Raw genomic sequence first — 26919 nt, 5'->3', positions numbered from 1 at the left:
TCATTTCGCCACCTTTACGGCTTAGCAATAAAACCATTAAACAATTGAGCAATCTAACAATTAAGCCATCATTAATTTAAGATTTAAGTTATCTTTCCTTATTTTCGCAGAAACAATTAAGTACACATGGAAGAATTCGAAGTAAGTCAGGCTGCTAAAAAGACCAAAACAGTATACGTATCTACTATTTTTAGTATTGCGTTGGTATTGTTGATGTTGGGTATGCTTGGTTTAATTTTAGTACACGCCAAAAACTTGTCTAACTATGTAAAAGAGAACATTGTTCTTAATATTATTGTAGATGAAGGCGCTAAAGAAACCGAAGTACTTGCGTTTAAAAAGAGTTTAGACAACAACGTTGCGGTTAAGCAAACCCAATACGTAAATAAGGAAGTTGCACAGCACAATTTGACCAAAGATTTAGGCGAAGATTTCGTGAATTTCTTAGGTTATAACCCCTTGCTTTCTACCATTGACGTTTATATGAAGGCAGATTACGCCAACAACCAGAACATTGACGCATTGAAAAAGAGGATTGAAAAGAATCCAATTGTAAAAGAAGTAGTGTATCAAAGTTCGCTGATTGACATGGTGAACAAGAATATCAATACCATTAGCTTAATTGTACTGGGTTTTGCGGGCATCTTGTTAATTATCGCTATAGCACTGATTAACAACACTATAAGATTAGCAATTTTCTCTCAACGTTTCCTTATTAAAAGTATGCAGTTGGTTGGTGCTACCAAAAACTTCATCCGCCAGCCATTTATTTTAGTGGCTGCTTTACATGGCATTATTGCTTCATTTATTGCAATTATCATCCTTTTAGGATTATTATACTACGCTCAACAAGAGCTACCAGAAATTGTTATTCTAAGAAACTTTACCGAGTTTGGTTTTGTATTCATTAGCATGGTGGCAATTGGCATTTTTATTACCGCCATCAGCACTTGGTTTGCGGTAAGCAAATATTTACGTTTAAAAATTTACGACCTTTACAGATAATGTCAGATAAAAAAACAACTTCTGCAACGCAGAAACAAACAGAAGAATTGGTATTTTCTAAGAAAAACTATCAATTGTTAATCATCAGCATTGTTATTGTTGTGGTTGGTTTTATATTGATGATGGGTGCTGATGGCGATATTTACGACACCAGAAGAACGCTTATTGCACCAATGGTGGTTTTATTTGGCTTCGCATTTGGCGTTTACGCAGTGCTGAAAAAGTAAGAAATCGTTATATTTGTATATGACTACTACAAAATTGCAAATAGAAATAAATTCTCTACCTGCTCATTTGAGACAGGAAGTAGCTGATTTTGTAGCTTTTTTGAAGGCTAAATCTGTAAAGAAATCGAAATTAAAATCACGTCAATTCGGTTATGCAAAAGGCAAAATAAAGTTAGCCGATGATTTCGACGAACCTTTAGATATGTTTTCAGCATACCAATAATGGCATATCTACTAGATACTCATGCTTTTTTATGGTTTATTGCTGGCGACAATAAGTTACCGAGTAATGTAGTCGCCAAAATTGAAAACACTGAGGTATCTTGTTACATCAGCATTGCATCTTTCTGGGAAATAGCCATTAAACTGCAAATAGGAAAACTAGAGCTTGCTATTGATTTTGAGCAGCTTTTTAGATTTGCAGAAGAAAATCAGATTGAAATTCTTGACATTAACGAAAAACATTTGCTACAGTTGCTAGCTATCGAACTTCATCACAACGACCCTTTCGATAGAGTAATTATTGCCCAAGCCTTATCAGAAAAGCTAACATTGATATCTAAAGATAAAAAAATGGAAAGCTATAAGATAAAACAAGAATGGACATAGCAAGACAAAAAATATGAACTATCTACAAGCAATTATCCTTGCTATTATTGAAGGATTAACCGAGTTTTTGCCGGTATCTTCTACAGGCCACATGATTATTGGAACGGCCTTAATGAATATGGAGCCCACTCCTTTTGTGAAGCTTTTTACCATCGTTATCCAACTGGGTACCATCTTATCGGTTTTGGTGTTGTATTTTAAACGCTTCTTCAAATCGTTAAACTTTTACTATAAATTGGTTGTAGCTGCTATACCAGCTTCAATTTTAGGCTTGGTACTTAACGATTTTATAGACTCGCTGTTGGAAAGCCCATTAATGGTTGCTGTAATGTTAGTTATTGGCGGTGTTATCCTTCTTTTTGTCGATAAATGGTTTAATAAACCGAGTATCGAAAACTCAGACGACATTAGTTACAAGCAATCTTTCATTATCGGTTTGTACCAATGCTTGGCGCTAATTCCTGGCACATCTCGTTCTGCAAGCACCATTGTTGGCGGAATGACGCAAAACCTTACCCGTAAAGCAGCTGCAGAGTTTTCATTCTTTTTGGCTATCCCAATGATGTTGGGCGCTTCTGTTGTGAAGTTGTACAAGTTCATGAAAGAAGGGCATACTTTTTCTGGCGAAGAAATTAACATGCTAATTATTGGTAATGTGGTTGGCTTTATTGTTGCCATTATTGCGATTAAAACCTTCATCAATATCCTTACTAAACATGGTTTTAAAGCTTTTGGCTGGTATCGTATTGTTGTAGGATTGATTATCTTGGTTTTATTACTTTCTGGTCACGAACTATCCATCATTTAAATTCGTAAATTTGCGGCCTAATTAAATTCAGTTGCAAGAAAACACCACATTTCCAGATTTCGATTTTGCCGCCGGCGAACTCCTGCTCATCAATAAACCTTACCAATGGACTTCGTTTGACGTTGTTGGAAAAATCCGCAATTCGTTAAAGCCACAGAAGTTAAAGGTTGGTCACGCAGGCACTTTAGACCCTTTGGCTACTGGCCTCCTTATCATTTGCACTGGAAAGCTAACCAAGCAAATCGATACCTTCCAAGCGGAAGAAAAAGAATATACAGGAACTTTGGTGTTGGGTGCTACTACACCATCTTACGATATGGAAACCGAAGTAGATGCTACTTTTGATATTTCCAACATTACCGAAGAACAAATTTACGCAGCTACTGAGCAGTTTAAAGGTGATATTTCCCAATATCCGCCAGCACATTCTGCAGTAAAAGTGAACGGCGAACGCTTGTACGTAAAAGCTCGTTTGGGCGAAGAAGTGGAATTAAAAAAACGCTTCGTAACCATTAATGAGTTCGAAATTACTCGAATTGCTTTACCAGAGGTAGATTTCAGGGTGGTTTGCAGCAAAGGTACTTACATTCGTTCACTAGTTTCTGATTTTGGAAAAGCACTGAACAACGGAGCTTATCTATCTAAATTGACACGTACCCGTAGTGGTAATTTTTTATTAAGCAAAGCTTATGAGCTCCCAGATTTGATTGCTTATCTTCGTGATAAAAGAGAAGAAGCAAAATCAACTATTGAAACTAATGAAAAAGCTCAATAAAACCGATAGCAAACGCATGGCTAGAGAAATTCTATTCATGTGCCTAGGTGTAATCTCTGCTTGTTTTGGATTAAAAAGCTTTCTAATGCCCGAAGATTTTATCGATGGTGGTGTAACGGGTATTTCATTATTAGTGAGCACATTAACCAAATGGAATCTTTCCTACCTTATCGTTATCATTAATATTCCTTTTATTATTTTAGGATATAAGCAAATTGGAAAAACCTTTGCGCTTAAAACTTCTATCGCCATTGCGGCACTTTCTTTAGCATTGATTTTTATTCCTTTTCAACCCATTACGCATGAAAAAGTTTTGGTAGCCTTCTTTGGCGGTTTCTTTTTAGGTGGAGGAATTGGCTTGGCAATGCGTGGCGGCTGCGTAATTGATGGTACCGAAGTTCTAGCACTTTACATCAGCAGAAACAGTCAGTTAACGGTTGGAAATATCATTTTCATCCTCAACATCGTAATTTTCCTTTTTGCTGCCTATTTCATTAATATCGATACTGCATTATATGCCATCCTCACTTACTTATCGGCTACCAACACCATCGATTTTATTGTAAACCGACTGGAAGCTTACACAGGTGTTACCATTATTTCTGAAGAAAATGAGAGCATAAAAGCTTACATCATTAATGATATGAAACGTGGTGTAACCATCTACAAAGGCGAAGGTGGGTATTTGGAGAAGAAAGACATCGACATTATTTATACCGTAGTAACTAAGCTCGAATTGGGTAAACTGCAAGATAAAATAAACGAAATTGATCCAAATGCGTTTGTAGTACAACAACAAATTGCAGATTTAAAAGGCGGAGTGGTTAAACGCCAGGCTTTCCATTAATAAAATGAAACCACATAGACACATAGAAGATTTTAGTGGTAAAGAAATAGCAAATTGATATGAAGGAGGGACGTAAAAAAGTTTAATCTAATAGCAAAATTAGAAATACTATGTTCCTATGTGGTAAATAATAAGATTAATTGTTTTGAAAATATATACTCAACTTTCGGAGTTTAAGAAATTAGCTAATGCTGTAGTCACCATTGGTACGTTTGATGGTGTACATTTTGGACATCAAAAAATTATCAAAAGGTTGTGCGAATTAGCAAAGTCATCAGGTGGAGAAAGTGTCTTACTTACCTTTTTTCCGCACCCGAGGATGATTATCGATCCTGAAAATCAGGAGTTGAAGATGATTAATACAATTGATGAAAAAGCGAAAATATTAGCTAGCTTAGGCGTAGACCACTTAATTATCACCCCTTTTACCAGAGATTTCTCGAACTTAAGTGCTAGCGATTATATCAAAAACATTTTGATAGATACCATTGGAACTAAGAAGATTATCATTGGTTACGATCACCGTTTTGGGAAAGATAGATTAGGCAGTATCCAAACTTTAGTAGAAAACTCTTCGGTTTACGGATATGACGTAGAAGAGATACCAGAACAAGATATCAATGATGTTGCCGTAAGTTCTACCAAAATTAGAAAAGCGCTGCTAGACGGCGATGTAGCGCTGGCAAACGAGTACTTAGGCTACGCATTCTCTATTTACGGGCCAGTAATTAAAGGTGATAAAATTGGAAGAACAATTGGTTTTCCCACTGCAAACATCTTTGTTGCCGAAACCTACAAGCTTATACCTGGCGATGGGATTTACGCTGTGACCGTTGAAATGGGCGAAGAGCAAAATCCAGAAACCTACAGAGGCATGGCGTATATTGGTCAGCGGCCAACAATTAACGGTATGACCAGAAACATCGAAGTGAATATTTTTGATTTTGACCGAGAAATTTATGGACAGAACATTAAAATGAATTTTTTAGCTTTTTTAAGGCACGACGTAAAGTTTACCGGATTAGACACTTTAAAACTGCAGCTCCAAAAAGACAAAGAAGATACATTATCTTTTTTTGAAGGAAAATAACATTTTATTGTCTTTTTCGTTGTCAAAAGCCGCTTAGTTTATTCCAGCGCTTCAAAAAACCAACATTTTTTTGTAATTTGTGGGCTATGAGGTATATGCTGCTGTTTTGTGTTTGGTTAACGTTATGTTATTCTTCGTTATCTGCTAGCGAAACGCCTGTGTATGTAAAAAAAGATTTGCGAACTAGTATCTGTGGCAACATTTATAGTAGTAAAAGCAAAAAAGCTTCAATCTACAGCAAAATCAAACTTAATTTCATAAAAGTTAGAATGCTTTTTTCTAAAAGTATTTTGCCAGATCTACCATTCAGTATTAAAACTAAGGCTGCTCCAACAGCGGTTAGCCAAACCATAGGATGGTCTATCTTTGAAAAATCTAGTTATCAATATATTTTCAGCTATTTATACTCCAAGCACGCCTTTTGGTGACACTGTTTTCATTTCTGATTATCAAAATTTAAACAACCCAATAACATTTTTTTTAGCTAAATGACACACTTACCTGTACTTATTGCAGATTTAGGACTGATACTTGCCGCGGGGGGTATTACCACTATTATATTTAAAAAAATTAAGCAACCGCTAGTTTTAGGCTACATCATCGCCGGACTTTTGGTTGGTCCACATTTTAAATTTATACCTACCGTTTCCGACAACGCCAATATCACCATTTGGGCAGAAATCGGGGTAATTTTCCTGCTTTTCAGCTTAGGGCTAGAATTTAGTTTTAAGAAACTTGTTAAAGTTGGTGGTTCCTCCTCTATCACTGCATTGGTAGAAATTATCGGAATGTGTTTAATTGGCTATTTTGCTGGTAAGCTAATGGGATGGAAAACCATGGATAGCATCTTTTTAGGTGCTGTACTCTCCGTTTCATCGACTACGATCATTATCAGGGCATTCGATGAACTTGGGGTAAAACATAAGAAGTTTGCAAATTTAGTGTTTGGGGCACTTATTGTAGAAGATTTAGCAGCCATCTTGATTATGGTGTTATTAACTACGGTTGCGGTTAGTCAACAGTTTGCCGGAGCAGATATGTTAATTTCCATTCTTAAACTAAGTTTTTTCCTAATCCTGTGGTTTTTAGGCGGAATTTTCATTATCCCAACTTTCTTAAAGCTCACCAAGAAATTAATGAACGACGAGATGCTTTTAGTCGTATCATTAGCATTGTGTTTAGTGATGGTAATTTTAGCAGTGAAGGTAGGCTTCTCTCCTGCACTAGGTGCATTTATCATGGGATCTATTCTGGCAGAAACTACCCAAGCAGAGAAAATTGAGCACCTCACTAAATCCGTAAAAGACCTATTTGGAGCAATTTTCTTCGTTTCTGTAGGGATGTTAATTGACCCAAGTATCTTGATCGCTTATTGGAAACCAATTTTGATCATCACTGGTATCACCATTGTAGGCAAATTAATTACAACTGGTGGTGGTGCATTGCTTTCGGGCCAACCGCTAAAAACTTCGGTACAAACGGGACTAAGTTTAACACAAATTGGTGAGTTCTCCTTCATCATAGCCACCTTGGGCTTAAGCTTAAAAGTTACCAGCGAGTTTCTTTATCCAATTACCGTAGCGGTATCGGCCATTACAACTTTTACTACGCCATATCTCATTAAATATTCAGAAAATTTTTACGGTTTTTTAGCGAAGATCTTACCTCAAAAATGGTTAGACGCTATCAGTAGATATAGCAGCAGTACCGAAGGAATTACTACGTTGAGCGATTGGAAAGTGTTGTTAAGAGCTTACATTTTTAACACTATTATTCACTCGGTAATTATCATTGCAATTGTAGTGCTAGCGTCTAGATATCTACATCCGTTTGTAGTTAAAAACATTACCAACGGCAGTAATGGAGTAATTATTAGCGTAATTGTGTCTTTTATAATCATGTCGCCATTTTTATGGGCACTATCTGTTAAAAGGATACAGAAAGTTGCTTACTCTCACCTTTGGCTAAATAAGAAATATACTCGCGGTCCTCTAATTGCTATCGAAGTTTTTAGGATTGCATTGGGCATCTTCTTCGTAGGTTTTTTAATGTACGAGTTCTTTGATACTTGGGTTGCTGCGAGCATTGCACTTGGTTTAATCGTTGCAGTAATGGTAGTGTTTTCTCGCAAGCTGCAAAGTTTTTACGAACGCATGGAAAACAGATTTTTCTACAACCTAAATGCAAGGGAAACCGCTAAAAAGCAGCCAGAAATTTTACCTTGGGATACCCACTTGCTAGAACTTACTGTAGCTCCAGAATCTAAATTGGTAGGTAAAACATTGGTAGATTTAGCAGTAAGGGAAAAATACGGAATTAACATCGCTATGATTGAACGTGGTAAAATCATGATCCCAACACCCAAAAGGGATGAACGATTATATCCGAACGATAAGGTATTGGTAATTGGAACAGACGATCAACTGGCAAGTGTAAAACATCTTTTCGAGGGAGATCACGCAGAAATTGATGAAGAAACCACATTCCCTAAACAGGATATGTCGTTACAGAAGATTGTGATCAATAGCAAATCGCCAGTTTTTGGGCAAACCATTAGAGATAGCGGCATTAGGGAAAAAACGCAAGGTTTGGTTGTTGGCATTGAGAGAGATGGTCAGCGTATCTTAAACCCTGATTCTAATTTAGTTTTTGAGAATGAAGATATTGTGTGGATTGTGGGCAATAATAAGCGTATTCCAGAGTTGCTGAAATAGATGGAGAAACCTATATTTAACTTATAGAAGATAATTTGTTATTGCGAGGCAGAAAATCTAATATCGCTTTAAGATTGCTTCGTACCTCGCAATGACGAAAGCTCATATATGAAAAAAATAGACCAAGATAACAGCGATTTTTTAGATGAAATGCTTGATTATTGGCAGTCGGAGAAGCTGTTAACAGAAGCAGAGGCTCGAAAGCTAAAAAACAGCTACGAACCTAAAGCTTTCGATTGGCGACGTTTGGCACAATACTCCTTCTGGATTGCGATGGCTTGTGGTGTAATTGCCTTAAGTGCATTATTGGTTGATAAATCGCTGCTTGACTACCTTAAGAACCTCTATAATACACCAAATATCGTAATTAGTATAGTTTCTGCATTGGCAGCAACAGGCTGTTACATCTTAGGTGTTAGAAGGAAAAAGAAAAAACCTCAAAATGTATTTAGCAACGAAGCTATTATCTTTTCTGGAGTGATGCTGACCGCCAATGCAGTTGCTTATTTGGGCAAAGCAATAGATAACGGCAGTAACCATTTCTCCTTATTGATTTTATTCTCGGTGATCATTTATTTGGCATTGGCCTACTTCTTTAAATCACGACTGATTTGGGCATTTGCTTTATTAGCTTTAGGCGCTTGGTTTGGCACCGAAACTGGCTACCTATCTAAATGGAACTGGTATTTTTTGGGCTTGAATTATCCGCTACGTTTCGTTTTCTTCGGCTTATTACTTACAGCATCATCTTTACTTTTAAAAAGAGGCAAGCAACTAGCCTATTTCTTCGACATTACCTATTTTGCCGGACTGCTATATCTTTTCTCTTCACTACTTCTATTATCTATTTTTGGCAATTACGGCACTTTAGAAGATTGGTATTTAGTGAAGCAAATCACTTTATTTTATTGGGCTATTATCTCATCCACAGTATGTGTTTTGGCAATTATTATTGGCTTAAAATGTAATGATGCCATGCTGAGAGAATTTGGAATTATTTTCCTATTCATCAACCTTTACACCCGCTATTTCGAATACTTCTGGGATAGCTGGCACAAAGCGATATTCTTCACTATTTTAGGAATTTCGTTTGTACTTATTGGTCGCAAAGCGGAAAAAATATGGAGCTTGGAGTTTATGAAAAAGTAAACAATGGTTGATGGTTGTGAAGTCCGAATGTTTACCGAACTGCTTGTATAGCGATTTTGATTATTGGCGCTTGGCTTTTAGTTAAATTCGTTTCCCGCAGATTAACGCTGATGTTTCCGCAGATTTAAAAAGATTTTGTAGAAGCGATAATATTGCCGCCCATTTGATTATTGGTGCTTGGATATTGGTCATTCACTTGACCTTCATTAACAAATAACATGACCTCCGTCATAAAAACAAAAGCGCAATAAGCCGTATCTTTGAATATTAAAGTATTAAAAATGGCATTGGCAGATATTAGCAATTTAGAAGATATTCAGTTATTGGTAAACACTTTCTATTCGCGGGTTAGGGAAAACGAATTATTGGGGCCCATTTTTAACGAGAGAATTGGCGATAGATGGGCAGAACACTTAGAAAAGATGTACCGCTTCTGGCAAACTGTGCTTTTAGAAGTTCATACTTATACTGGAAGTCCTTTTCCACCACATGCAAAATTACCTGTAGAAGCACTACATTTTGATACTTGGCTACAAATTTGGAATAGCACTTTAGATGAGTTTTTTACCGGAGAAAAAGCCAGCGAAGCTAAATGGAGAGGATACAAAATGGCAGAAATGTTCATGTACAAAATAGATTACTACCGTAACAACGACGCGAAACCGCTGCTTTAGTAGTTTACAGTAACCAAGTCTTGATACTCGATACTAAATACTTGTTACTATAAAAAAATGAAATCTAAAGTAGAACAGCCAATTGCACTTATTTGCACCTTTACTTGGATAGGCTTTGTATGTGCTATTAGCTCCCTAGAAGCTTGGCTAAAGTTTAGGGCACCTGGTGTTACACTACCTATTGGTTTGGGAATAGGCCGATTAGTCTTTGCAGCACTAAACAAAGTGGAATGGGTATTTGCGGTGGCAATTTTGATTAGCAATATCAGAGTAGTAAAAAAGATCAGTATTAGTCCTTTCTATATTTTGGTGGTTTTAGTATTGATTTTACAAACCGTTTGGCTGCTACCCGCTTTAGATGCTAGAGCTGAGTTGTATAGTCAAGACAAACCTGTTCCGTATTCTAACCTACATTTTTATTACGTTATTGCTGAAGGTGTTAAAATTATCTCACTATTTATTTTCGGAACACAGTTGTTTAAGTTGGAGAAGGTTTAAACCTAGATTACACTATATAACAAAGACTTACGAAGTTTGAATAATACATGGGCTATAAAACTTCGTAAGTCTCCAAAAACGAACTTTACTTTTCTAATGCGTAATAAGGGTTAAAATAAGCAATAGTTTGTCTTAGCGTTTCTTTGCGAATACTTTGCGCAGCTTTGCGGTTAAGATAAAACCGCAAAGAAAAGGAAGAATATCGCAAAAACCGCAAAGGATTAGCAAACAGGCTTTGTTAATTAAACCTGATGGAAGTGGATATATCCCGATTTTTCATCGGGAATAGCAGCGAACAGCAGGGCTGAAATTTCCGATTGAAAAGTACAGCATCTTTTCAAACAAAAATATTACCCGAAATGAACTACCACTTGTTTAATTACCAGATACAAGGCCAAACAATACAGAAAAATAGCGATGCACTTATTAATTAACCTACTGCTTAACGTAAACTTCTCTTGAATGAACTTCGCAAAATAAGCATAGCCATAAAGTGCTAAGGTAGAACCAACGCCAGAACCTAAACTAAATATAATTAAGGATGGATAGCTAGTTGTGATCCACTCGTGTAGTATCACATAATTTCCAAAAAAAAGCCAAAATGGAATTTGAACGGGATTTAAAACTCCTAAAATTACGCCATACAATACGCTTCCTTTTCTGCTATCGGTGGTTTTAGGTTGATTTACTTTATCCTTATTAGACCATGCCAAAGTACCCATCACCAACAATAGCACAATCATGAAAACATCAACTAAAAAGCTCAATTGGAAGTTTCCTACTTTGATAGCATCAATATCAACATCGCTAGATACCCAACGGGCAAAACGCATCATGCCAAACGTAAAAAACACCTCTACAATAGAAAAAGCGAGGATAAAGCCCCAAGCTTGGCGCATTCCACGGTTAATGGTAAGCTGTGCCAAAGTGAGATTAATATTTCCTGGTGGGATATAACCCATTGCGTTAAGCGCAACGCCAATTAGAAACGTAACTATGAGCATTGGTAGATGACTGATATATTGCTAAATTGTTTCATTGTTTGGTTTGATGTGGAAGGTTGAGATGTTGTTGTAATGTTAATAGGTTGTAAAGTTGAAATGTTATAAAGTTGGAATGTAGAGTTCTAATCTCAATACGCTATACTCATATCTCAAATCTATGTTCTCAAATCTAAGTTTTCAAATCTTAAGCCAAATGCGCTTTTAAAAACTGGCCGGTATAAGAGTTTTCTACCTTCAACAAATCTTCTGGTTTACCTTCAAAAACTACATTTCCGCCTTTATCTCCTCCTTCTGGACCGATATCGATTACCCAATCTGCGCACTTAATCATATCCATATTGTGTTCTATAACAATTACCGTACTGCCTTGCTCTATCAAAGTATTTAAGGCTTTTAATAATTTTTTGATATCGTGAAAATGCAAACCTGTAGTTGGTTCATCGAAAATGAAAACTGCCTTTTGCGCATTATTACCTTTAATTAAAAACGAAGCTAATTTGATACGCTGCGCCTCGCCACCTGATAAGGTATTTGACGACTGCCCCAAGTGAACATAACCCAAACCAACATCAACCAGAGGTTGCAGCTTTACCATAATTTTAGGCTCCTTCACAAAAAACTCCACAGCTTGGTCAATGGTCATATCTAAAATATCAGACACGTTTTTATCCTGATAGGTTACATCTAATACCTGTTGTTTAAAGCGTTTTCCCCCGCAGGCTTCGCATGGCAAATAAATATCGGCCATAAATTGCATTTCAATTTTCACTTCGCCTTCGCCCTGACAAACATCGCAACGGCCACCTTCTACGTTAAATGAAAAGGCTGCTGGTTTTAAACCCGCCGCTTTTGCTGCTGGCAAACCAGAAAACAATGCTCTTACATCGTCCCAAGCTTTTACATAGGTTACCGGATTAGAGCGAGAAGACCTTCCGATAGGATTTTGATCTACCATCTCTACTTGCTGCACCAAGTCGATATTACCGAAAATACCATCGTAAGAACCAGTTTGCTCGCCAGCGTAATTACCAATGGCTTTCTGCAAAGCAGGATATAAAATGCGTTTGATTAAACTCGTTTTTCCAGAACCTGAAACACCTGTTACGCAGGTAAAAATACCCAAAGGGAATTTCACATTTACATTCTTCAGGTTATTTTCTCTAGCACCTTTAATTAAAATGTGGTCTTTCCAGTTTCTCCGCTTTTTCGGGATTTCGATATTTTCCTCGCCAGCCAAATATCGGCCTGTTAAAGATTTTTTGTCTTTGATGATTTGGTTATAAGTACCGCTAAACACCAAATTTCCACCCTGTGTACCTGCTTCAGGACCGATATCTATCAAGTGGTCGGCTGCTTTCATCATTTCTTCTTCGTGCTCTACCACCAAAACCGTGTTACCTACGTTTCTTAGCGACTCTAGCACTCCGATTAAACGGTGCGTATCACGAGGGTGCAGACCAATACTAGGTTCATCTAACACATAAACAGAACCTACCAAGCTACTGCCTAGAGAGGTTGCCAAATTAATACGCTGACTTTCTCCGCCAGATAAGGTATTTGATAAACGATTTAAAGTTAAATAACCTAAACCGACATTGTTGAGGTATAAAATACGGCTGCTGATTTCGGCCAGCAAACGTTTTGAGATTTTCTGTTCGTTTTCTGTTAATTCTAAACCTTCGAAGAAAGGCAAAATGGTAGACAATGGCATCAATACCAATTCTAAAATTGATTTACCACCAACTTTTACATAAGAAGCATCTTTACGTAAGCGAGTGCCCTTACAATCTGGACAAGTTGTTTTTCCGCGGTAACGCGATAACATTACACGGTACTGGATTTTATAGGTTTGCTCTTCCAATTCCTTGAAGAAATCATCCAAGCCTCTGAAATATTTATTGCCAGTCCAAAGTAACTGCTGCTGTTTTTCGGTTAAATCACTATATGGTCTGTGAATTGGAAAATCGAACTTGTCTGCATTTTTGATAAAAGCTTTTAGCCAATCGCCCATTTTTTCACCACGCCAAGGTACAATGGCATTATCGTAAACGCTTTTACTTTTATCTGGAACTACCAAATCTTCGTCTATACCAATTACATTACCGTAACCTTCGCAACGTTTACAAGCACCATAAGGATTATTGAAACTGAAGAAATTTGGTGTAGGCTCTTCAAATTTCAAATTGTCTAACTCAAACCTATCGCAAAAGAAAGTTTGCTTACCACTAAATTCTACATAACAATCGCCTTTACCTTCAAAGAAAGCAGTTTGTGCAGAGTCGGCGATACGACTTAAAGTTTCGTCATCGTGAGCAACAACAATACGGTCAATTAAAATGAAAACCTGGTCTGCCTCGGTAAGTTCCCTGTCCTTAACACTGTCATCTTCTAAAATTGCTTCGATCTTTTTTACATCACCCAAATAAGACACACGCAAAAAGCCTTTTTGCAATAATATTGCGAGTTCTTCTTTAATAGTCCGGTTATTTTGAGAGTGCAGCGGACTGAAAATAGTTACTACCTCATCATCGGCCAATGCCGCAACAAAATCTACCACAGTGCTCACGGTATCTTTTTTAACTTGCTCGCCCGAAATTGGGGAATAGGTTCTACCAATTCTAGAGTACAACAATTTTAGATAGTCGTAAATCTCCGTAGACGTACCCACCGTTGAGCGTGGATTGGAAGTAATCACTTTTTGCTCAATAGCAATAGCAGGAGCAATGCCTTTGATATAATCTACATCAGGTTTGTTCATACGCCCCATAAACTGGCGGGCATAGGCCGATAAACTTTCTACGTATCTGCGCTGCCCTTCGGCATACAAAGTATCAAAAGCCAGCGATGATTTTCCAGAACCAGACATGCCGGTAATAACCACGAATTTGTTCTTTGGAATAGCTACATCAACGTTTTTAAGGTTATGTACCCTAGCTCCTTTAATGATGATATGTTGATGTGGATCTTTCTCTAATTCCTTGCTCATTTATAACCTCTCTAAGCTCTCAAATAATTTACAAAGATAACTTATAAAGTTGGAAATTAGGTGGTCAAAGTCTGATGATATCGCTATAGATTTTAAAACTTCCTAAACTATTGGTATAGAATTTGTCTTAATTTTATAAGATTAGATAAAGGGCATTTTAAAGCTTGTATCTTAGATATATCATTTATTTTTCAATTGTTAATTTTAAGTTTTTACATTTTTTAACAATTTAATTCTTTGAATATCACAAAAAAGTGTTTCTTTTGAAACTGTAACACAAGAACAATCATTATCCACTAACAAAAAATAAAAGGAGAAAAGCTATAGATTAAAAATTTACGTGTTTATTATTTAATAAAGATGGGTTTAATCAAACACACTCCTATGAGGTTACAACAGGTTAGTGATCAGGATTTGGTGAAGTTATATATCGGTGGCGACGAAAGCGTAATCGAGGAACTTTTACGTAGGCACAAATCCAAAATCTTCACTTCAATTTATTTATTGGTTAAGGATCAATATCTGGCGGAAGATATTTTTCAGGATGCCTTTATCAAAGTAATTAACACTTTGCGCTCTGGACGTTATAACGAAGAAGGTAAGTTTTTACCATGGGTAATGCGTATTGCACACAACTTGGTGATCGATTATTTTAGGAAAGAGAAACGTACGCCTACCATTACCAGTGCAGATGGTACAGATGTGCTTAATCTTATCCAAATTCATGAAGAAAGTGCTGAGGAACGCATGTTACGTGAGCAAACACATACCGACTTGCGTAAAATGATTCAGTTTTTGCCAGACGAACAAAAAGAAGTGTTGATTATGCGTCACTATGCAGATTTGAGTTTTAAGGAAATTGCAGATTTGACCGATGTAAGTATTAACACGGCATTGGGGCGTATGCGTTATGCCTTGAGCAACCTTCGCAAAATGATGAATGTGAAAGAGGTGAGCGTTAGCCGAGGTTAGTCACAAAAATATTACAACACATTTGTTATGTTGTACAACTTACACTAACACCATTTAAATCAAGGTTTAAATAATATTTGATATCAGTTTTTAAATATTTTAAGAATAACTATACGATCTAATAAAATAAAGGCGTTTTGCCAGCGTTTAAAATCTAAACTAAAAAGATATAAATGCGTATGACAAAAACCTTTACTCAAACCAACTTAAAAAACCTATCGAAATCTAAGGCTTTGGAACAGGGCGACAATTCTGACCAAAACTTTTACAAAACCATCAAACCTAAGTTAGATGAGTTGTTTAGAGAGCCTTCGGAAGAAACGATAGCAAAAATTTTAAAGCACGCTCAAAAGCGTTAATTGAAAGTCCCGATAAAAATTCGGGACTTTTATTATTTTAAGCCATAATTAACGCTACGCTGACAGTATACTAGAACAAATTCGGCTACCTTTGCTTAGTGTAAATAAAACACTAAGAATGTTAATTGACAAAAAACTAATTCCCCTTACCCTTGGTGGCTTAGGCATAGGCATTACAGAATTTGTAATGATGGGTTTGCTACCAGATATTGCTAAAGATCTTTCCATTACTATTCCCGAAGCTGGCCATTTGATTTCTGCTTATGCACTAGGTGTAGTTGTTGGCGCACCATTATTGGCTATTATTGCTGCAAAATATCCACCTAAGTATATATTGCTTTCACTAATGGGTTTGTTCACCCTTTTTAATGCTATTTCTGCCTTTGCCCCAAGTTATACCACGCTGTTTATTGCAAGGTTTTTTTCGGGATTACCTCACGGTGCTTTTTTTGGCGTAGGCTCTGTGGTTGCCAGCCGCATTGCACCGAAGGGAAAAGAAGCACAAGCCGTTTCATTAATGTTTGCTGGCTTAACCATTGCCAATTTATTTGGTGTGCCATTAGGCACTTTTGTAGGTCATAATTATTCGTGGCGATATTCTTTTGCCATTGTAGCTGTAGTGGGCATCATTACCTTATTGAGCCTTAAATATTGGCTTCCATTTCTTCCTGCGCCTAAAAACAAAGATTTAAAAACAGAGTTGAGCTTTTTTGCCAAACGCGAAGCCTGGATCATTATCCTAATGATTTCTATTGGAACTGGTGGACTATTTTGTTGGATCAGCTATATCAACCCTTTAATGACCAAAGTGGCCGGGTTTGCAGAAAGTAGTGTTACCTATATTTTAATGCTAGCAGGTTTGGGAATGTTGGTTGGTAATTTTATCGGCGGTTATTTAGCAGATAGATTTTCGCCAGCTAAAGCCTGCATATCACTACTGCTTGCTATGAGCAGCATTTTGATCATCGTATTCTTTGTGTCGAACAACCCGATATTGGCATTGATTACTACATTTTTAACGGGAGCAATTGCTTTTGCTTCGGCAGCACCAATTCAAATGTTGATGATTAGGACAGCCAAAGAATCAGAGATGATTGCAGCTTCTGCTAGTCAGGCGAGTTTTAATATTGGCAATGCTTTGGGCGCTTTTTTCGGAGGCTTGCCTTTGGTTTACAACTACACTTACAACTATCCATCTTTGGTTGGTGCAGGGATGGCTTTAGTAGGTTCTTTTTTTGCTTATTGGTTGATTAGGAGAATGACTAAATGAGAGAATGACTGAATGAGTAAATAGCTATCTGTAAATTATGTGTTTCGCCTATATTTACTCATTCAAAACTCAATCATTCAATTATTTCTTATCCGCCACAAAACTCATTGATACTGAATTTACGCAGTGGCGGGTATTTTTTGAAGTTAAAAACTCACCTACGAAAACGTGACCTAAGTGTGCATCGCAATTAGCACAAACTATTTCAGTACGCTGTCCGTCAGCATCTGGAATACGTTTTACAGCCCCTTTAATTTCATCATCAAACGCTGGCCAGCCACAGTGCGCATCAAACTTACTGTCCGATTTATATAAGGGTGCATTACATCTTTTGCAGATATAAGTTCCTTTTTCGAAAAACTTATCGTACTTGCCAGTGCCAGGATATTCTGTTCCTTTGCCAACGATGATACGTTCTTCTTCCTTAGTTAATTTATTCCATTCCATTTTTTTAGTTGTTTTTGAGACTGTGTTAGACGCTTGTTTTTTCTCTTCGTTCTGTTTCTGTGCACAGGCAGACACACCAGTTGCGATTAACAGTGCTAATGCGACAAATGTTTTAGGGGCTATTAATTTCATACCATCATTGTTTTATTGATATACGTAAGCGCCATGCATTTAGATTTCTCGGTCACCTCATACAAATATAACCAATAAACGCTTGCAGATTTTCATGTAGAAGTAATGATTTAAAGCTCTTCTACAGCTCAATACTCCCAAGTGCCATAAAGTATCGCAACCTTTTTACGATTGGCAATGTAGCTATCCAAACCATTTGCATCATTAAACATAATTACCTGCCCATTGCAATCATAAATGTCGTAAACCTTGCTAGAAACGGTTTGATTAATCTGTATAATTTCACTGTCTTTATATTTATAAAGCACTACACCATTCAATTCAGGCCCACCGATAAACAACTTAACTTTTTGATTTAGCCAAGTTAAATTTTGTGTCGGATTAGCAACACCGCAGGCTGTAACATCATCCTCTTCAGATTTTTCACAAGATGTAAATAGAAAAAATAATAATATGAGCGATAAATATTTCTTCATAACGCTTTGCTGATTAAACGAATACTGAACTAATATATGAAATTGCTATTTAACAAAAAAAGCGTCCCGATTTTAACATCGGGACGCTTTTTCTAAAATATATTTTGTCGAGACTATTTTTTCAACAAAGCAGCCATAGCAACACCAATTTCAGCAGGGCTTTCTACAACTGTGATACCACACTCACGCATAATTTTCATTTTTGCAGCAGCAGTATCATCAGCACCACCAACAATAGCACCAGCGTGGCCCATTCTACGTCCCGGAGGCGCAGTTTGACCAGCAATGAAACCTACAACTGGCTTAGTACCATTTTCTTTAATCCAACGTGCAGCCTCAGCTTCCATGCCACCACCAATTTCACCAATCATGATGATACCTTCAGTTTCTGGGTCGTTCATCAACAACTCTACCGCTTCTTTAGTAGGCGTGCCAATAATTGGGTCGCCACCAATACCAATAGCTGTAGTAATACCTAAACCAGCTTTCACTACTTGGTCTACCGCTTCGTAAGTTAAAGTACCAGATTTAGAAACCACACCAACTGTACCTTTTTTGAAGATAAAACCTGGCATAATACCAATTTTAGCCTCATCAGCAGTAATTACACCCGGACAGTTAGGACCAATTAAACGACAATCTTTATCAGCAATATAAGATTTTACTGCAATCATATCCTTTGTAGGGATACCCTCAGTAATACAAACAATCACTTTAATACCACCTTCAGCTGCTTCCATAATAGCGTCAGCAGCAAATGCAGGAGGTACGAAAATAATAGATACATCAGCACCAGCTTTATCTACAGCATCCTTAACCGTGTTAAACACAGGTCTGCCTAAATGTTCCTGACCGCCCTTGCCTGGAGTTACTCCGCCAACAACGTTCGTACCGTAAGCTATCATTTGCTCAGCATGGTAAGTACCTTCGTTACCTGTAAAACCCTGAACAATTACTTTTGAATCTTTATTTACTAAAACACTCATTGTATCTATTTTTTTTGTTGTGCAAACTTAAACTAATTGCAACGGAATGTCAACTGTAAAACGCAGATAATTTGTCACATTGTCATTTCTTTATCTAAAAACTTTGATAGCCTATTAATTATTTAACTATTTGAAAAAGAATGGCAGTGGTTCTTTTGCACTCACAGTCCCGCTGACCGCTTTATCCCGATGAAACCCGTGCACCATGAAGCAGTAAGAACATGAACCTGAAATCGGGATGTTCACTCACATCGGGTTTATTGCACAAAGTGTAATGCTTTTGGCAAATGAGAACTGCAAAATGCCTAATTTCATAGAAAATAATTAATGATCATGCTTAAGCCTATCCCTTGTTTACTGTTCCTCTTACTGTTAAGTTTAACCAGCAAAGCTCAAAAAATAAACACCAGCAAATTCATTTTGCAAAATGATGCTGACGTCGCCAAAATAGAACCTGGCACACATAAAGGTGGCGGAGAAACTATTGGACATCATTTCTTTTCCGATGCTAAAAATCTAAAAACAGTTTTCAAGAAACGAATATTAAAGTCGGGTTCGGCTATTGGTTACCACTTGCAAAAAGAAGATGAAATTTATTACGTGATTAGTGGCAATGGTACAATGAAAATGAATGGAGAAACTTTTGCAATAAAACCTGGCGATGCCATTTTAACCAGACCTGGTAGTTGGCACAGTATAGCGCCAAACGAAGGGAACGACTTAACAATTTTGATAGTTTACGAGAAGAAAAAATGAGGTAAAGACTGTTTAAATTTCAATAAAACAAATACTTAGGCGGATGTCCCCACCCTCCTATAGCGAGCCGCTAGAATTTGGCTTACCTAAGCTCGTTCCGATTTATCGGAAAACTCAACCTATTAAATATTTATTCCATTTTTAAACAGCTTCTTAATGTTAACAAAAATAATTTAGGGTTTACAGCCGCCACTTCTATCTTTTTTCAGAACTAGAAAACTTAATACTGCTTATAATTAAACTTTTGGCTTTGCTCAAGGTAAAAATGATCAGAAATTAATTTATTCAAATCTGTTAGATTTTCTAACATTTTGCTTTTTCTTCTTTTCTTCTCCGACTGTAAAACCTCTTTATTATGTTTTTCATCATCAAGTATCAATTGCTTTAACGAATTGATAAAAAATGATTTTTGCAATGTAACTGGATATTTTTTTTCATAATCTTCTCCATAATAAATCTTTAAGTATACCGCATACTCTGCATAGGCATAGATGCGATAATGCTGGTGCGAAAAATAAGTACCACCCTGATTAAGTGTGCGATGTAGCTCATTAATTAACCTAAATATATTTATCAATCGTTCTCTACACTCAGCTTCTTCCCCCCTGTTTTTATTTTTCAAAAAATGAGCATACATCAAGAAATAATCATCTTTACAAACCTCGCATCCAAAGCTTAAAAAATCTTTCTCTTCATCATTATTAACATCTAATGGCTTTGGTCTATCAATATACGCTACATCTGGGCTTTCTACAATTGCCATATTAAATGTGGGAATTAGCTTAGTGGCAAGTTCTAACCGCTTTTTCGAAAAACGAATAGTGTCGTCTTTGTGGAAAACTTGAATAACATCTTGATTTTTTATGTTTTCTATCGGAAGTTTTTTCACGACCGAGTTTTTATAAATAGTATCTCTTATAGGTTTTATTTGCTCTTCATTTTTTGAAGTGTCGTAACTTTGGCAACCGAATAAAGATAATGCACATAAAAAACTAGAGAACATTCTAATATTCATCGTCTGCGGGAAATATGTTTGCTTAAATGTAAACACAAAATTTGATTCATTAATATTTACAAGGTCGCTGTGTTGCAAAAATTTAGTTTCTTTACTTCAATAGTAGCAGCAATTCAGTTAAACAAACGAAATTAAAGGGAAAATTTCCAGATTAAGCTCTTGTTCTTATCATTTCATTGGTTGCTTGCTTGCAGCACAGGTTTCATCGGGAATTGCAACGAAAAGTCTGGCTAGCTTTTATTTATAGCCGAATTCTGCTTTTCAAAAAGTAAAAAATTAGAAACAAAAACTTAAAAAGACAAATAAATTCTCGCAAATGAGAAATTTAACGATATTTACTCCGCGGTTAAGCTCGCCCTAACTAAACTAAGCATAAAAATGATAGACAGCCTGTTAAGCTACGATTTCGCTTGGAAAGCCTACGCCACCGGACAATCACTAGCTACAGATAAAACTCATATTTTTAGGATTGACGTTAACAACCATTTCCAAAAAATAAAGAAGGAATTAGCCGATGTACTATCTGAACGCGAACAGGAAAAGGCTAGCAGAATATTTATCCCAAAAGATAAAGAACGCTATGCCGTCAGTAAGTTTTGCCTGCGCACCATTTTGGGGTTATGCTTAAATATTTCTCCACAAGAAATTGACTTTATTTTTCACGAACACAAAAAACCTACCGTTATTGGAATAGAATTTAATATTAGTCATACGGGAGATTATGTACTGATCGCCATCAGTCCTAAAGCTGTAGGCATTGATGTAGAATATCTAAACAGAGAATTCGACTTTAAATCTATTTTAGACATCACCTTTTCTAAAAAAGAAATTGACTTTATTGGCGACAAGGATGTAGACCCGACCAATTTCTACGTAATGTGGACAAGAAAAGAAGCCTTATTAAAAGCTAGTGGCGAAGGTGTAAGCGACAATCTTCATTTGATAGAATGTTTAGATGAACATCTAGAAAGGGAGAAAGAGGTATTTAAAATGCGTACGTTTATGATAGAAGACAGTTACGTAGCCAGTATAGCCACTACGCTTGATCAAAAAGAACTGTTATTTTGGAATTGGGAATAGTTCCAATATAGCATTCAAAAGTATTTTAAAGATAAAAAGCCTCTGAACAGTGTTTGTCCAAAGGCTTTCTTGTACAATAGAGCCTCTACTAGTAATCAAATTTATCTAAGGTTCCGTCTAGGTTATACCAAAAATTAAATGATGTGCCCCCTTGTTTAGGCTTAATAGTGATAAAGTACTTAGTGGTGTTAAAGTTGCCATCACTAGGCGCATTCATGCCAATCGTATTTACGCTTACTTCAGCAATTTTCTTTTCAGCTACTACCTTCTTCTTCGCTTCTTCTACACATTTTGCCAAGAGGTCTATGTCCATTATCTTATCTAGCTTGAACATAAATTCTTCTGCTTTTGCATTGCCAGAAATTTCTAATGTTACTTCAGAGTTTTGTTTCCAGCTTCCATTTACACTTGTCCATTGTTCCATTTTCAAAGACGATGGATCTTTTGTTACTGTTACAGAAACTACAGTTCCATTTTCATCGTTAATTACATTGAAGTTTGTGTAATGTGCGTCCTTTCCAAATTTGTCTACCAATTCTGTTTTTAGTTTCCCTAATGCATCTGCATTGTCGTAGGCCTTTTTTTTACCGCACGAGATAAAGGCAACAGCCAAAAAAGCTATAATTGCCATCAATTTAATTTTGTTTGTTGTGTTTTTCATATCTGTTTTTTTGTAATTTGATTAAAGACTATGCTAACGCTATGGTTTATAGTTTTTCCATTTATTAACGGTGGCCTTGTTGTAAAAAGCTATGCGGTATTTTGTTTCGCCTTGAATTGCGTCATCTTCATATACACGTTCTCCTTCTACTACAATATTTTGCCCATCTTGCTCCATCTCTAACCTTTTATCAGTTAGCGTAATAAGTTTAGCTTTTGATTTATAAAACGTTAGCACTTTGTTCAGTGCATCTGGTGTAAACGCATAAATATCTCCTTCTAACTCCTTTTGTTTGTTGGTTGAAACACTGATATACGCAATTTTACTACTAGGATATAACTCCATTAGCTTTGCCACAGGTTCTGGCAATTTCCCTTTAGTGCCGTCTCGATAAAAATAGGTTAGCCCGCCTTTGTCATTAGGTGTACCTTTTTCCGCTTCCTTATCTTCAAAGTAATTAACACCCCAACCCAAGAGAAATAATATCGGCATACCAATTAATAAGCATTTAAGCAGAAATTTCAGTCGGTTCTTATCCCTAAGAAAGAATAATAGATTATCCATTTTCGTTAGTTTTAATATGATGAATAATGGATTGTCTATGAAAAAGAATATCTCAAGAAAACATCAGTATCTGCTATTTTACGCAGTGCAGGACCTTTTCCACTTAAAATTTGTTTTGCTTCGATAATTACATCATCTAAATCGAAACCTTGGATGGTTCTGCCTAGTAAGAAAGAAACGGTATAATCTGTCCAGCTTTTACCATGCTGGCTTGCAATTGCCGCAGCTTTTTCCATAATGCTCCAAGTCTCGGCTTCTGTAAGATAGCCACACCAAAAGCACCATTTCGCTAAAGAGACTGCACGACAAATATCCCAACCGTAGGCAGATTTGGTTTGCTCTACCACAGGAAATTCAATTCCCAAACCTTTGGCAATATTTTTCTGTATTTTTTCTAAATCTGATGATGGCTGCGAAACAAAGGCTTCAAATTCTGAGCTTCTTTTCAGGGCAAGCAAATTAACTAAGGTTTCTTTTGCTTCTTCAGCGTTTGAAATTTCCCATTGCTGGCTTAAACCGTAAACATAGTGGTCTAAACGTTCTTCTGGCGTAATACCCAGAATTTTCTCCATTCTATGGTAGAACAAAATTGCCCCAAATGTGAGTAATCTCTTTTGTTGTTCGGTTAATGGATTGCCAGAATGGTTACTGTTGAAGTTTTCTAATTGCTGTTGATTTTTCTTCTTCATCATTCTTTGCAAAAAAATCATGTAAATGATAAAGACAACGGCTACTCCGCCAATGATGAAATAAATGTTTGAATTCATGGTATTTGATGTATGTGGTTTGTGTTTTGCCAGACCACTATGAGTAAATCTGACGTTAATTTTACTGTGTTATTTTAGATGCTTTGAGCTGTTTTTTTAGGGCAGAAACTGACTTTTCCGCGTCCATACCACCAAAAAAACCAGTCAAACGCGTTGACTTAGCTTCCCAGACTACGTTACTATCGACAACGTTGTACAAACTGTACAGGTAGGTTAGGCTTTCCAAATCGTTAGTTCTGCTTTTTGCACTTGCATTAGAAATAACCACCTTAAAAACATAGGGATAACCTTTATCTTTCGCCATTTGCCAAACATCGGGCTCTTTACCGCTGTAGGCACCAAGCTCAATCATTCTTGCAGTTGCTTTTTCAGACATCGTCTTGATGTAGTCGCTCACCATCCCAGTTGGCTTTAAGCTGTTGTAAAGTGGTTGTACAAAAAACGTTTCTTCGGCATTGAGATGCGCACTAACGGAAGGAGATATTTTTTCTAATTCCATTTCGTACCAAAACAGTGCATTTTTAATTGGCGCTTGATTTTTGGATGAAGTGAGTACGGCAACCTCCTCATCGGCGAAGTTTCTCGAATAAATAGACCTTACTAATCCGAAGAGAATAAAACCCACAATTAGCAACCCAATAGCACCTTGAATTTTTCCTTTCATGTTTTTATTGATAGATGGTTAATCTTTATTTATGAGCGATTTCTACTTTGGCAGGCTTGTTTTTTATTCTTCCGTACAAAAACCAAATTGGCAATAAAGCAACAAGTGCCAATACAATATATAAGCCTATGTTGCCCAAATTATCTTGAATTAAACGAACGATAAGAATTAAAAAACCTAATTTTCGCCTTCCCGAGGTTGGACCATCGCCAGTTGAAATTTGATACGCAAAACCCACAAAAGCCCAAGCTACCGCCAAAATAATAAGGTGGTTTTTAATAGCCTCGAATAAGCCCATTTGGCTCTCTGAATAATTAAATTGTGGGTTATCTTTTAAAGGCTGTACAAACAAGAGGATATCTGCCGCATTCTGGAAGGTAAACGGCATAGCTTTAATGCTGCCCTTCACCGTAACCTCCAAATCCTCATCTTCTTGTTCAAACTTTATTTTCTTAATATCATCTACAGCAACCTTTAAAATTTGATTTGTACTTTGTTGCTGCATACTTTCAACGGTATCGTTGGCAATTTTTGAAGCGTAGAAATAACCGTTGGCTATTACCACGGTTTTAAATTCACTGTCTTCTCCTAGTTGAAATGTTTTCATAGTTTGTGTTGTATTAATTTGTTTTATACTGATTAAAAAACTCTAAAAATGGCTTTGCAAAAAGATGATTTACTTTTGCCATATCATCTAACCCATGTTTTTTGGCAGATGGATGTGCGTAAACCTTATCGTAAAAGAAGAACTTGTATTGCACATCGCCACTTTCAAAGCTGAAACGTTCGGTTTCGCCTACGTAAGCATTGTTTTTTAGCATATCTGCTGAGGTAACTTTACCTACTTCCAGATTGCTCATCTGGCTTCTTTCAAAAGATAAGTGCTCTTTACATTGGCCTCTTTCAGAGTAATGCAAATAATGCAGGTTGCTATCGGTTAATGCCAAGTAATAATGTTCTGTATTGTCTACTTCCTTTACACCCACGCCTGTTAATTTTCCTAGTGCTTTACCAGCCATATTTACCGCCTGCTGGCGCAGAAAATCTCTAGTTTCACGTTTCTCCTGGCAAGAAATTACCGCGATGATAGCCTCATCGTTAATTTGCAAAGCGATAGGTTTAATATGCTCGTTATCTTGCACAAACTGCTTTTTTATCTCGTTTTCATTGCCAGCTATCTGCTGTGCAAAATCGTTTGAAGCATTATTCATTTTTGCTTCGTAGCTCGCATTCATTTTAGGTACAATTACAAAACTGTACAGCATAAAAAGACCGATAACTACTATTGGAATTGCTATAATCCACATAATTTGTTTTTTCTAGGTTGATGTTTTTATTTACTTAATCTTTGGCGTTGGCGGGGACGCCAACACAGGAAGATGTGCTATTGCTCAATCCCATCGTCATGCTAAATTTATTTACCTTAGATGAGCTCGCTAAAGCTCGGTTTACCGCTTAGCTTTCCGAGTTGCTACAGGTCAGCATCAGTTTTACGTTCGCAAAACGAAACCTTATAAATTTTTAGTGACAGTTCTACCGTCTTCTTGCCGAGGTATTTTTGGTTTTAGTTTGTTGAGATTATCCGTAAAACGATGGCTAAAGCCACTGCAAAAAATTCTATTTTACAGTGGTTTACAGCTACCCAACCGTAATGTGAAAGCTTTAATATGATAGAAAAAACGGCATAAAAAGCTACCACGAAACTTAAGTAATAAGTTACAAATGATAAAATACGCATAGCAAAGAAGACGGTTAGATTTATGGAGTTTCTACGATGGTCACTTTGCCAGCATCATCCAGTTTGAAGTTAAACTCATAATAATTTGTAGTAACCATTCTGCCCGTCTGTTTTTTTCCTTCGCCTTTTTTGGTTACGTTAATTCTAAAATTCTGTTTAGCTTTCCCATCTTTGTCAAAAGAAAAACTATACTCGTATAAATTGTGAGTTGCGGCTTCTTCGGGTAAAAGTAAAATAGCTTCGTCAACTTTTTTGGGGATTGGTTCCACATCAAAATCTTTAACCGCCATTGTTTTGGTTTTTTGCATTTGGAAGGTCATTTTACGTTCAGATGCAAAAGTTTCTTTAGGCGCTTGAAGTCCTTTTTCTACACTGTAAACCTGCTCCATTTGCTTGTCACCTTCCCAATAAACAACTTTTATCTCGCCCAACTCGCCGTAAAGCTCTTCTTTAGCTTTAATTTCTAGTTCTTGCACCTGTTTTTCGGGGTCGAAGTTTTTGGCAATGATTTCTTTTACAGCCTTACCACCACCTTCATTTTGGATGATTACATTGTCTGAACCGCAAGAGGCTAGAACGAAACTCATCGCCATTGCGCTAATTAGTAGATTTACTTTTTTCATTTTTGATAGATTTAATTTGTTTT

Annotated in this window: 30 protein-coding genes; 17 read left to right on the top strand and 13 right to left on the bottom strand. The window is 36.7% G+C overall.

The window, feature by feature from the left end; genetic code table 11:
- Positions 1-126: 126 nt before the first annotated feature.
- The 12 genes from REI64_RS12830 to REI64_RS12775 all read left to right on the top strand — a co-directional run bounded on the left by REI64_RS12830 (position 127) and on the right by REI64_RS12775 (position 10396).
- On the top strand, positions 127-1005 hold the full coding sequence (locus REI64_RS12830) for a permease-like cell division protein FtsX (RefSeq protein WP_308850531.1): 879 nt from the start codon (positions 127-129) through the stop codon (positions 1003-1005).
- Positions 1005-1232 (top strand): DUF3098 domain-containing protein, encoded by a 228-nt coding sequence (locus tag REI64_RS12825; RefSeq protein ID WP_308850530.1) that lies wholly within the window; start codon positions 1005-1007, stop codon positions 1230-1232. Before REI64_RS12830 ends, REI64_RS12825 begins: the two co-directional genes overlap by 1 nt.
- A 19-nt stretch (positions 1233-1251) precedes the next feature.
- Positions 1252-1455, top strand: coding sequence for a DUF2281 domain-containing protein (locus REI64_RS12820; protein WP_308850529.1), 204 nt, complete (start codon positions 1252-1254; stop codon positions 1453-1455).
- The gene (locus tag REI64_RS12815; RefSeq protein WP_308850528.1) at positions 1455-1841 is read left to right on the top strand and encodes a type II toxin-antitoxin system VapC family toxin; all 387 of its coding nucleotides are present in this window, start codon (positions 1455-1457) and stop codon (positions 1839-1841) included. Before REI64_RS12820 ends, REI64_RS12815 begins: the two co-directional genes overlap by 1 nt.
- Positions 1842-1854: 13 nt before the next feature.
- Complete coding sequence (locus REI64_RS12810; RefSeq protein ID WP_308850527.1) at positions 1855-2649, top strand: undecaprenyl-diphosphate phosphatase; 795 nt, start codon at positions 1855-1857, stop codon at positions 2647-2649.
- A 31-nt stretch (positions 2650-2680) separates the two neighbouring features.
- Positions 2681-3424 (top strand): tRNA pseudouridine(55) synthase TruB, encoded by a 744-nt coding sequence (truB, locus tag REI64_RS12805; RefSeq protein WP_308850526.1) that lies wholly within the window; start codon positions 2681-2683, stop codon positions 3422-3424.
- Positions 3408-4271, top strand: coding sequence for a YitT family protein (locus tag REI64_RS12800; RefSeq protein ID WP_308850525.1), 864 nt, complete (start codon positions 3408-3410; stop codon positions 4269-4271). Before truB ends, REI64_RS12800 begins: the two co-directional genes overlap by 17 nt.
- 145 nt (positions 4272-4416) lie before the next feature.
- Complete coding sequence (locus tag REI64_RS12795; protein ID WP_308850524.1) at positions 4417-5361, top strand: bifunctional riboflavin kinase/FAD synthetase; 945 nt, start codon at positions 4417-4419, stop codon at positions 5359-5361.
- Between the two features lie 488 nt (positions 5362-5849).
- Positions 5850-8075: a cation:proton antiporter gene (locus tag REI64_RS12790; protein WP_308850523.1), complete on the top strand. Its 2226-nt coding sequence runs from the start codon at positions 5850-5852 to the stop codon at positions 8073-8075.
- Between the two features lie 108 nt (positions 8076-8183).
- Positions 8184-9224, top strand: a complete 1041-nt coding sequence (locus REI64_RS12785) for a DUF2157 domain-containing protein (RefSeq protein ID WP_308850522.1) — start codon at positions 8184-8186, stop codon at positions 9222-9224.
- A gap of 260 nt (positions 9225-9484) precedes the next feature.
- On the top strand, positions 9485-9898 hold the full coding sequence (locus tag REI64_RS12780; protein ID WP_308850521.1) for a group III truncated hemoglobin: 414 nt from the start codon (positions 9485-9487) through the stop codon (positions 9896-9898).
- Between the two features lie 57 nt (positions 9899-9955).
- A complete protein-coding gene (locus tag REI64_RS12775) occupies positions 9956-10396 on the top strand; it encodes a hypothetical protein (RefSeq protein WP_308850520.1) in 441 nt (146 codons plus the stop codon).
- Positions 10397-10746: 350 nt separating this feature from the next.
- On the opposite strand, the gene REI64_RS12770 is transcribed toward REI64_RS12775, so the two are convergent.
- A complete protein-coding gene (locus REI64_RS12770; protein ID WP_308850519.1) occupies positions 10747-11400 on the bottom strand; it encodes a LysE family transporter in 654 nt (217 codons plus the stop codon).
- Positions 11401-11584: 184 nt separating this feature from the next.
- The gene (gene uvrA, locus REI64_RS12765) at positions 11585-14386 is read right to left on the bottom strand and encodes an excinuclease ABC subunit UvrA (protein WP_308850518.1); all 2802 of its coding nucleotides are present in this window, start codon (positions 14384-14386) and stop codon (positions 11585-11587) included.
- A 384-nt stretch (positions 14387-14770) separates the two neighbouring features.
- Between uvrA and REI64_RS12760 the strand changes: the two genes are divergently transcribed.
- The 3 genes from REI64_RS12760 (at position 14771) to REI64_RS12750 (ending at position 16987) form a co-directional block, all read left to right on the top strand.
- On the top strand, positions 14771-15358 hold the full coding sequence (locus REI64_RS12760; RefSeq protein WP_308850517.1) for a sigma-70 family RNA polymerase sigma factor: 588 nt from the start codon (positions 14771-14773) through the stop codon (positions 15356-15358).
- Between the two features lie 179 nt (positions 15359-15537).
- Positions 15538-15717, top strand: coding sequence for a hypothetical protein (locus REI64_RS12755; protein WP_308850516.1), 180 nt, complete (start codon positions 15538-15540; stop codon positions 15715-15717).
- A 118-nt stretch (positions 15718-15835) separates the two neighbouring features.
- Positions 15836-16987 carry an MFS transporter gene (locus REI64_RS12750; protein ID WP_308850515.1) on the top strand — a complete coding sequence of 384 codons (1152 nt, stop codon included), beginning with the start codon at positions 15836-15838 and terminating at the stop codon, positions 16985-16987.
- 81 nt (positions 16988-17068) lie between these two features.
- Here REI64_RS12750 and REI64_RS12745 read toward each other — a convergent pair whose 3' ends face one another.
- The 3 genes from REI64_RS12745 to sucD form a co-directional block, all read right to left on the bottom strand.
- Positions 17069-17566: a methionine-R-sulfoxide reductase gene (locus REI64_RS12745; protein WP_308850514.1), complete on the bottom strand. Its 498-nt coding sequence runs from the start codon at positions 17564-17566 to the stop codon at positions 17069-17071.
- A gap of 128 nt (positions 17567-17694) precedes the next feature.
- Positions 17695-18042, bottom strand: coding sequence for a hypothetical protein (locus tag REI64_RS12740; RefSeq protein WP_308850513.1), 348 nt, complete (start codon positions 18040-18042; stop codon positions 17695-17697).
- Between the two features lie 113 nt (positions 18043-18155).
- Positions 18156-19028 (bottom strand): succinate--CoA ligase subunit alpha, encoded by an 873-nt coding sequence (gene sucD / locus REI64_RS12735; RefSeq protein WP_308850512.1) that lies wholly within the window; start codon positions 19026-19028, stop codon positions 18156-18158.
- Positions 19029-19361: 333 nt separating this feature from the next.
- Here sucD and REI64_RS12730 point away from each other — a divergent pair, with 333 nt between their 5' ends.
- Entirely contained in the window at positions 19362-19784 is a 423-nt protein-coding gene (locus REI64_RS12730; RefSeq protein WP_308850511.1) for a cupin domain-containing protein, read from the top strand.
- A gap of 220 nt (positions 19785-20004) precedes the next feature.
- Here the strand turns inward: REI64_RS12730 and REI64_RS12725 are convergent, their stop codons facing one another.
- The gene (locus tag REI64_RS12725) at positions 20005-20877 is read right to left on the bottom strand and encodes a hypothetical protein (RefSeq protein ID WP_308850510.1); all 873 of its coding nucleotides are present in this window, start codon (positions 20875-20877) and stop codon (positions 20005-20007) included.
- Positions 20878-21177: 300 nt separating this feature from the next.
- Here REI64_RS12725 and REI64_RS12720 point away from each other — a divergent pair, with 300 nt between their 5' ends.
- A complete protein-coding gene (locus REI64_RS12720; RefSeq protein ID WP_308850509.1) occupies positions 21178-21879 on the top strand; it encodes a 4'-phosphopantetheinyl transferase superfamily protein in 702 nt (233 codons plus the stop codon).
- Positions 21880-21967: 88 nt separating this feature from the next.
- Here REI64_RS12720 and REI64_RS12715 read toward each other — a convergent pair whose 3' ends face one another.
- The 7 genes from REI64_RS12715 to REI64_RS12685 form a co-directional block, all read right to left on the bottom strand.
- Complete coding sequence (locus tag REI64_RS12715; protein WP_308850508.1) at positions 21968-22540, bottom strand: hypothetical protein; 573 nt, start codon at positions 22538-22540, stop codon at positions 21968-21970.
- A 39-nt stretch (positions 22541-22579) separates the two neighbouring features.
- Positions 22580-23104 (bottom strand): hypothetical protein, encoded by a 525-nt coding sequence (locus REI64_RS12710; protein ID WP_308850507.1) that lies wholly within the window; start codon positions 23102-23104, stop codon positions 22580-22582.
- A 35-nt stretch (positions 23105-23139) separates the two neighbouring features.
- On the bottom strand, positions 23140-23871 hold the full coding sequence (locus tag REI64_RS12705; protein WP_308850506.1) for a DUF1266 domain-containing protein: 732 nt from the start codon (positions 23869-23871) through the stop codon (positions 23140-23142).
- Between the two features lie 61 nt (positions 23872-23932).
- Positions 23933-24535, bottom strand: a complete 603-nt coding sequence (locus REI64_RS12700; protein ID WP_308850505.1) for a hypothetical protein — start codon at positions 24533-24535, stop codon at positions 23933-23935.
- 25 nt (positions 24536-24560) lie between these two features.
- Positions 24561-25142 carry a hypothetical protein gene (locus REI64_RS12695; RefSeq protein ID WP_308850504.1) on the bottom strand — a complete coding sequence of 194 codons (582 nt, stop codon included), beginning with the start codon at positions 25140-25142 and terminating at the stop codon, positions 24561-24563.
- Positions 25143-25155: 13 nt separating this feature from the next.
- Positions 25156-25842, bottom strand: coding sequence for a hypothetical protein (locus REI64_RS12690; RefSeq protein WP_308850503.1), 687 nt, complete (start codon positions 25840-25842; stop codon positions 25156-25158).
- A gap of 451 nt (positions 25843-26293) precedes the next feature.
- Positions 26294-26896: a hypothetical protein gene (locus REI64_RS12685; protein WP_308850502.1), complete on the bottom strand. Its 603-nt coding sequence runs from the start codon at positions 26894-26896 to the stop codon at positions 26294-26296.
- Between the last annotated feature and the right edge of the window lie 23 nt (positions 26897-26919).

This window comes from Pedobacter sp. (assembly GCF_031119335.1).
Classification (GTDB): Bacteria; Bacteroidota; Bacteroidia; order Sphingobacteriales; family Sphingobacteriaceae; genus Pedobacter.
The sequence above is the reverse complement of the archived record's forward strand: the minus strand, read 5'-3'. Positions and strand labels throughout refer to the sequence as shown.

Bases quoted from the DNA above. Each gene is read 5' to 3' on its own strand.
- REI64_RS12830 (WP_308850531.1), top strand. From the start codon at position 127: ATGGAAGAATTCGAAGTAAGTCAGGCTGCTAAAAAGACCAAAACAGTA.
- REI64_RS12825 (WP_308850530.1), top strand. From the start codon at position 1,005: ATGTCAGATAAAAAAACAACTTCTGCAACGCAGAAACAAACAGAAGAA.
- REI64_RS12820 (WP_308850529.1), top strand. From the start codon at position 1,252: ATGACTACTACAAAATTGCAAATAGAAATAAATTCTCTACCTGCTCAT.
- REI64_RS12815 (WP_308850528.1), top strand. From the start codon at position 1,455: ATGGCATATCTACTAGATACTCATGCTTTTTTATGGTTTATTGCTGGC.
- REI64_RS12810 (WP_308850527.1), top strand. From the start codon at position 1,855: ATGAACTATCTACAAGCAATTATCCTTGCTATTATTGAAGGATTAACC.
- REI64_RS12800 (WP_308850525.1), top strand. From the start codon at position 3,408: ATGAAAAAGCTCAATAAAACCGATAGCAAACGCATGGCTAGAGAAATT.
- REI64_RS12790 (WP_308850523.1), top strand. From the start codon at position 5,850: ATGACACACTTACCTGTACTTATTGCAGATTTAGGACTGATACTTGCC.
- REI64_RS12785 (WP_308850522.1), top strand. From the start codon at position 8,184: ATGAAAAAAATAGACCAAGATAACAGCGATTTTTTAGATGAAATGCTT.
- REI64_RS12775 (WP_308850520.1), top strand. From the start codon at position 9,956: ATGAAATCTAAAGTAGAACAGCCAATTGCACTTATTTGCACCTTTACT.
- REI64_RS12770 (WP_308850519.1), bottom strand. From the start codon at position 11,400: ATGCTCATAGTTACGTTTCTAATTGGCGTTGCGCTTAACGCAATGGGT.
- uvrA (WP_308850518.1), bottom strand. From the start codon at position 14,386: ATGAGCAAGGAATTAGAGAAAGATCCACATCAACATATCATCATTAAA.
- REI64_RS12760 (WP_308850517.1), top strand. From the start codon at position 14,771: ATGAGGTTACAACAGGTTAGTGATCAGGATTTGGTGAAGTTATATATC.
- REI64_RS12755 (WP_308850516.1), top strand. From the start codon at position 15,538: ATGACAAAAACCTTTACTCAAACCAACTTAAAAAACCTATCGAAATCT.
- REI64_RS12750 (WP_308850515.1), top strand. From the start codon at position 15,836: ATGTTAATTGACAAAAAACTAATTCCCCTTACCCTTGGTGGCTTAGGC.
- REI64_RS12745 (WP_308850514.1), bottom strand. From the start codon at position 17,566: ATGAAATTAATAGCCCCTAAAACATTTGTCGCATTAGCACTGTTAATC.
- REI64_RS12740 (WP_308850513.1), bottom strand. From the start codon at position 18,042: ATGAAGAAATATTTATCGCTCATATTATTATTTTTTCTATTTACATCT.
- sucD (WP_308850512.1), bottom strand. From the start codon at position 19,028: ATGAGTGTTTTAGTAAATAAAGATTCAAAAGTAATTGTTCAGGGTTTT.
- REI64_RS12730 (WP_308850511.1), top strand. From the start codon at position 19,362: ATGCTTAAGCCTATCCCTTGTTTACTGTTCCTCTTACTGTTAAGTTTA.
- REI64_RS12720 (WP_308850509.1), top strand. From the start codon at position 21,178: ATGATAGACAGCCTGTTAAGCTACGATTTCGCTTGGAAAGCCTACGCC.
- REI64_RS12715 (WP_308850508.1), bottom strand. From the start codon at position 22,540: ATGAAAAACACAACAAACAAAATTAAATTGATGGCAATTATAGCTTTT.
- REI64_RS12710 (WP_308850507.1), bottom strand. From the start codon at position 23,104: ATGGATAATCTATTATTCTTTCTTAGGGATAAGAACCGACTGAAATTT.
- REI64_RS12705 (WP_308850506.1), bottom strand. From the start codon at position 23,871: ATGAATTCAAACATTTATTTCATCATTGGCGGAGTAGCCGTTGTCTTT.
- REI64_RS12700 (WP_308850505.1), bottom strand. From the start codon at position 24,535: ATGAAAGGAAAAATTCAAGGTGCTATTGGGTTGCTAATTGTGGGTTTT.
- REI64_RS12695 (WP_308850504.1), bottom strand. From the start codon at position 25,142: ATGAAAACATTTCAACTAGGAGAAGACAGTGAATTTAAAACCGTGGTA.
- REI64_RS12690 (WP_308850503.1), bottom strand. From the start codon at position 25,842: ATGTGGATTATAGCAATTCCAATAGTAGTTATCGGTCTTTTTATGCTG.
- REI64_RS12685 (WP_308850502.1), bottom strand. From the start codon at position 26,896: ATGAAAAAAGTAAATCTACTAATTAGCGCAATGGCGATGAGTTTCGTT.